The organism is Rhizomicrobium sp. (assembly GCF_056722145.1).
Map to the genome: position 1 here is coordinate 1 of NZ_JBWZET010000130.1, position 6,170 is coordinate 6,170.

A 6,170-nucleotide genomic window follows, 5' to 3' on the forward strand; every position below is an offset into this window, starting at 1 on the left:
GGTCGCGCCGCCGAGCATCATGTATTCCTTGACGGGATGGATGCTGCCGTCGGCCGCGAACGCGACATCAGGCAACTGCGCCGAGCCGTAACGACCGATGCCCCTGCCGATCATGCCGGAGAACTGCAGATCGAGCAGCTTTGGCACCGCTTGAACGATCACGCCGCCGCCGAAGCCGTATCCGCCCTTGTTGACATTGTCGGCGCCGTTCAGATGCGCGGTGAACGTGCGCGAGAGCGCGAACGCTTCGAGATGCAGCGACCGATCACCCAGCGCGCCTTCGTAGGCGACCTTGCCGACGAAATCGGGCATGTGATTGAGCGAGAGGTTGTTGGCGGCATCGAAGCCCGACCCGGCCGGGGCAACGTTGGTGACATTCGCCGGAACCGCGCCACCGAAGGTCGTCGCCGGGTTCTCCGCTGAAACGGCAACCCACAGCTTGTGATCGAGGAAATCGCCGGTGAGCCGGATTTGCGGCTGGCGGGCCCAGGTGAAGCCGGGGATGTACTGCGCGTCGATCTGCGGCGGCATCTGCTCGTTGCGCGGGGTGATGCCCTTGTTGTTGAGCGTGACAAGCGACCAGTTCTGCCCGGCGAGAAGGTGCCAGCCTTGCCCCCCGCGATTCCAGTCGACCGTGCCGTAGATGTTGCGAATGCGCGGATTGTAGCTGTTCGACTCGTTCGAATTGGCGGTTTGCGCGCCGCCGAGGAAGTCGAATTCGCCATACATCGACAAGGTGACATCGTCGCTCGCCTTACCCTGCGCCAGCAGCGAGAGACGGCTCTGCCGTGCCGTAAAGCGGCCTTCGGACGTGTGTGACGGCCGGTTGTTGGGAAACGGGATCGCGTAGGACGAAGCGATGTCGTTGCCCTGGTAGTGGCTGCGGTAGATGCCGGCGAATTCCAGGAAGCCACCCGGCTGAAGGCGGATACCCTTGTAGCCGATGGCGTCGCGGTGATGCTCTTTCTCGATCGCAGCGGCGACCTCCGTCTTCGCTTCGGCGCGCGCCGCGGCAGGCGCAGCGGTGACCTGGTCGTTCAGCGCCTGGACCTGGGCGGTGGTGGTGGCCTGTGCCTGGTGCTCGGCGTCGATCGTCTGCTTCAGGCTGGTCACTTCAGCCCGCAATTCGGCGACCTCTTGCCGCAGCTCGGCATTCTGCTCGTCGCGTTCCTGGCCGGCTGCCACCGGATGGCCACCCACGCGCCGATGGTGACTGCGAGTGGCGGCCTGCGCGGTGGTCGTGACAAGGCTGCCAGCGGCAATCAGTGCCAGGATGGAAACGGACGATCTCATGCAAAAGCCCCTGTTTCAGGTTATGTTGACAGCGGCTCGCTATGATTAGTCTATTTCACATTTGTGACATTGGCGGGATACAGCAATAGATGAAATTAATTTCACGTTGGAATGTCTACATCGTCTACATGAAATAAATTTCACATTGCAGGTTGTACTTGCCGTAAGCCACGACGTGAAGCGCTTTTCACTTGAGTTTTCGATCTACTCAATCGAACCGCAACAGCATTCAAGGAGGCTCTCATGCACTCACGTCTGCTTGCTGCGATCGCATTGACCTTTGCGTTCCCCGCATCCGCGCACCCGGTCGATTATTCCAATCCCTATGACGATGCGCCCCGCCACGGCCTGCGCTTTGCCGACCTGGAGTTTGCGATGCCGCGTGATCCGTTGCTTTGGTCGTCGGACCCAGGTTGGGAGGCGCATCACACGCCGGCCCGTCTTCTCTCCGACGCGACGGGCGCCCTGAGCGAAGCGGTACCCATCGGGACCAATGCCGAAGCGGCTGCCGCGATCCTTCGCAAAGCGGGCGCTCATTGCGGACCGGCAAGCGCTTCGGGTTTCAACGAAGCCGGTTTGATCTGCAAATTCACCGACGTGGAATTCCGCGATGGCGGCGATTACACGGACAATGTCACCTGGACGGTATCGCTTCCGCTTCAGGACCATCGTGTCAACGGCCTAACCGTCACCCGCGATTGGACGCGTCGCTGATGGGAATGGTTCGCAATCCGATTGGCTTGCGCGCCCGGCGGGTCTAATCAGCGACGATGGCTTCCATCCTCGTCGTCGAAGACGATCCAGAGACCGCCGGCTCCATCGTTGCCCATCTGTGCGGACAAGGGCACGATGTGACCCACATCCCGGATGGCCGTGCAGCTCTCGTCCGCATGCGCGAGGAGCGCTTCGACGCGATCACGATGGACCGGATGCTGCCCGGCATCGATGGCCTCGAACTCGTTTCCCGGCTGCGAGCAGCGCAAATCACGACCCCGGTCCTGATGATCAGCGCCATGGCGGACGTGGATGAGCGGATTGCGGGCTTGCGCGCCGGTGGCGACGATTATCTGGTGAAGCCGTTTTCGCTCGAAGAAATGGCAACGCGGATCGATGTGTTGTTGCGCCGGCACCTTGAATACCCCGACCATGGCGTGCTCAAGGTCGGTCGGCTCGAAATCGACCTGATCAAGCGCAAGGTCTGGCTCGATTCCGAGCCGATCGACCTGCTGCAAAAGGAGTTCCGCCTGCTTGAGTTCCTCGCCCGCCACGCGGGCAAGGTCGTCAATCGGCGCATCATTTTCGAGCAGGTTTGGGGCTGCTTTTTCGAGCCCAGCGACAACCTCATCAACGTTCATGTCGGCAAGCTTCGTCGCAAGCTGGAGCGGCCGGGCCAGCCATCGCCGATTCGCACGGTGAAGGGGGAAGGCTATTGCCTTGACGGCGATTGATGACGCGCGACCGGACCCGCTTGCACTTCGCACAGATTCGCGACACCACGACCTTCCGGCTTGCCGTCATGTTCAGCGCTGCGTTGGTCCTGACGCTAGGCGCGATGTCCGGCCTGATCTACGCCCTCACCGTTCGTGAGCTGACCACCCGGACCGACCAGGTCCTGCGCCACGAAATGGCGCGATTGCTGGCGCTTCCGCCGACCGGCCTGCCGGGCAACATCCGCGCGGCGATGGCAGAGAACTCCAGCGGCCTGAACTATTTCGCGTTGCTTGACCCCCAGGGCCGCGTGGTTGCCGGCAACATCCATGCCGTTGCGACGCCGGCTTCTGCCGAACCGTTCGAAGTGGCGGCCGGTGCGGCTGCGCGGCCGCCACTTCGGCTGCTTGCGCAGCCGATTGCCACCGGCGGCAGGCTCGTCCTGGGTCGCGACATAAGCCAGATCATCGACCTGCGGGCACGGATGCTCCAGATCGTGGCGGCGAGTGCGTGCCTGGCGGCATTGGCGGCGCTGGCGACCGGCGTTTCGCTCAGTATCGGACCGCTGAGGCGCATCCAGTTGTTCCGCGCGATTGCCGTCCGCATCGGACAGGGGGATTTGCGGCTCCGCATGCCGGTGACAAACCGCCGGGACGAGCTCGATAGCGTGGCAACCACCATCAACGCCATGATCGATGAAATCGAGAGGCTGATGCAACAGGTCAAAGGCGCAACCGACGCGATCGCGCATGACTTGCGCTCTCCACTCGTGCTGTTGCGCAACCGGCTGGAAAGTCTTCACGAGACCGGCGGCGAAACCGCCGCCCTGGCCCAGAGTGCCACCGTGCAACTTGACACGGTGCTCGCGCGCTTCACCGCATTGCTGCGCATCTCGGAGATCGAGGCATCAGGGCGCCGCGCCGGGTTTTCCCGGGTCGATGCGATGGCGCTGGCGGCAGAAGTCTGCGAACTGTTCGAACCCCTGGCCGAAGAAAACGACATCCGCCTGGCCCTGACCGGCTCCTATGGGGCGGTCGTATTCGGCGACGAAAAGCTGCTGTTCGAGGGGCTCAGCAATCTGGTGGAGAATGCCATCAAGTTCATCCCGGCCGGTGGCATGGTCTCGGTTCGCGTCGACAGCGATCTTGAGAATGTCCGGATCGAGGTATCGGACAATGGCCCCGGAATCGGCGAGGACGAACGGGATTTCGTCCTGCGCCGCTTCCACCGCGGCAGCGCCGCGCGCAGCGCGCCCGGCTCGGGGCTCGGACTCAGTCTGGTAGCGGCGATCATGCACCTGCACGGCTTCGCGCTCGATCTGGAAGACGCGCATCCTGGTCTCAAGGTCAGGGTACGCGGACCGCGCGCCGGGGATTCCCTCGCGTGAAATGAAAATTTGTTTCGTTGCATGGCGAACGGCGATGCTCGATTGGCCCGCATGTTCCGAACAGGGCGCACCGCTCTGTTGAAATGGTGATCGGCGATCCAGTCGTCGCAAGGAAACATGCTGCATCTCGTCAAGATTGCACTTAGCCGCCCTTACACATTTGCAGTAATGGCGATCCTGATCGTCCTGTTCGGCACCATCGCATGGGTGCGGACGGCAACGGATATCTTTCCGGATATCCGCATGCCGGTGATTGCCGCCGTGTGGACTTATCGCGGCCTGCCGCCCGAAGATATGGCCGGCCGGGTGGTCTACTATTACGAGCGCCAGCTATCGACGACGGTCAACGACATCGACCACATCGAGAGCCAGTCGCTGAACGGCATCGGCATCGTCAAGGTGTTCTTCCGCCCCGGGGTCGACATCCGCACCGCGACGGCACAGGTGACGTCGGTTTCGCAGACGGTGCTCAAGCAGATGCCGCCCGGCATCACCCCGCCGCTGATTCTCAACTACAACGCCTCGACCGTGCCGATCCTGCAACTGGCGCTGTCGTCGGGGTCGCTTTCCGAGCAGAAGATCTTCGATCTTGGCCAGAATTTCATCCGGCCCGGCCTTGCGTCGGTCGAAGGTGCGGCGATTCCGTCGCCCTATGGCGGTCGCGAACGGCAGATCCAGATCGACCTCGACCCCTCTGCGCTGCAGGCGCACCACCTTTCCGCTGCCGATGTCGGTGCGGCGCTTGCAGCGCAGAACCAGATCGTTCCTGCCGGCACGGCCAAGATCGGCCAGTTCGAATACAACGTCCGGCTCAACAACGCACCGCGCCTCGTCGATCAGTTGAACGCCTTGCCGATCCGCACGGTCGATGGCGCCACCGTGACGATCGGAGACGTCGCCTACGTGCACGACGGCTCGCCGCCGCAGCGCAACGAAGTCCATGTCGATGGCCGGCGGGCGGTGCTGATGACCGTGCTCAAATCGGGATCGGCATCCACCATCGCGATCGTCGACGCGGTGAAGGGCCTGCTCCCCAAGCTAGCCGAAACCCTGCCCGGCGACCTCAAGGTGCGACCGCTTGCGGACCAGTCGCTGTTCGTGAAGGCGGCGGTTTCCGGCGTCATTCGCGAGGGCGTGATCGCCGCTGCCTTGACCAGCCTGATGATATTGCTGTTTCTCGGCTCCTGGCGTTCGACGGTGATCATCGCGACTTCGATCCCGCTGGCAGTGCTCGCGGCGGTGTGCGGGCTTGCCGCTGCCGGCGAGACGCTGAACATCATGACGCTGGGCGGCCTGGCGCTCGCGGTCGGCATTCTCGTCGACGATGCCACCGTCACCATCGAGAACATCAACTGGCATCTCGAACAGGGCAAGTCGGTGCGCGACGCGATCCTCGACGGCGCCGAGCAGATCGTCCAGCCGGCGTTCGTTTCACTGCTCTGCATCTGCATCGCCTTCGTGCCGATGTTCTTCCTGCCGGGGGTCGCCGGATTCCTGTTCGCGCCGATGGCCAAGGCTGTCGTCTTCGCGATGATCGCGAGCTTCATCCTGTCGCGCACGCTCGTGCCGACGCTGGGCAACTATCTGCTTCGCGACCATGCCAGCGGCCACACCGCCGAAATCATGATCGCGCACGATGCGCAGGCCGGGCGGCCGAAGTCACGCAACCCGCTGCGTCGCTTCCAGCACGGCTTCGAGCACCGTTTCGAAGCGGCTCGCGCCTGGTACGTCTCGGTGCTGGCCCTCGCGCTGGCCAGGTACCGAACGTTCCTGCCGGGCTTCCTGATCGTCGTGCTGGCGTCGTTCGCACTGGTGCCGTTCCTGGGCCGCAATTTCTTCCCGACCGTCGATTCAGGCCAGATCAGCATCCATGTCCGCGCCCCGGTCGGCACCCGGCTGGAAGAGACCTCGGCGCTGTTCGACCACATCGAGAACCGGATTCGAGCCAGCCTGCCGCCCGGAGAGATCGCCTCGATCGTCGACAACATCGGTCTGCCGGTCTCGGGCATCAACCGCGCCTATTCGAACACCGGCGGCATCGGGCCGCAGGACGGCGACATTC

General features: G+C 63.3%; 4 protein-coding genes and 1 pseudogene. 4 read left to right on the plus strand and 1 reads right to left on the minus strand.

All coding sequences use genetic code 11. The annotated features are described in order from the left end of the window. Positions 1-1,293: pseudogene (locus AC1P6P_RS07385) on the minus strand (hypothetical protein); the annotation flags it as partial. 243 nt (positions 1,294-1,536) lie between these two features. On the opposite strand from AC1P6P_RS07385, the gene AC1P6P_RS07390 reads away from it, so the two are divergent. The 4 genes from AC1P6P_RS07390 to AC1P6P_RS07405 all read left to right on the plus strand — a co-directional run. Beyond that, complete coding sequence (locus AC1P6P_RS07390; protein ID WP_481401790.1) at positions 1,537-2,007, plus strand: hypothetical protein; 471 nt, start codon at positions 1,537-1,539, stop codon at positions 2,005-2,007. 56 nt (positions 2,008-2,063) lie between these two features. Then, positions 2,064-2,741, plus strand: a complete 678-nt coding sequence (locus AC1P6P_RS07395) for a response regulator transcription factor (protein WP_481401791.1) — start codon at positions 2,064-2,066, stop codon at positions 2,739-2,741. Further along, positions 2,741-4,108 (plus strand): sensor histidine kinase, encoded by a 1,368-nt coding sequence (locus AC1P6P_RS07400; RefSeq protein ID WP_481401792.1) that lies wholly within the window; start codon positions 2,741-2,743, stop codon positions 4,106-4,108. The genes AC1P6P_RS07395 and AC1P6P_RS07400 overlap by 1 nt, the downstream gene beginning before the upstream one ends. 117 nt (positions 4,109-4,225) lie before the next feature. Further along, positions 4,226-6,170 (plus strand): efflux RND transporter permease subunit (locus AC1P6P_RS07405; RefSeq protein ID WP_481401793.1); only part of this gene is annotated, 1,945 nt, incomplete at its 3' end.

What these genes read in the sequence shown, in the direction of transcription:
- AC1P6P_RS07390 (WP_481401790.1), top strand. Translation starts at nt 1,537, where the DNA reads ATGCACTCACGTCTGCTTGCTGCGATCGCATTGACCTTTGCGTTCCCC.
- AC1P6P_RS07395 (WP_481401791.1), top strand. Translation starts at nt 2,064, where the DNA reads ATGGCTTCCATCCTCGTCGTCGAAGACGATCCAGAGACCGCCGGCTCC.
- AC1P6P_RS07400 (WP_481401792.1), top strand. Translation starts at nt 2,741, where the DNA reads ATGACGCGCGACCGGACCCGCTTGCACTTCGCACAGATTCGCGACACC.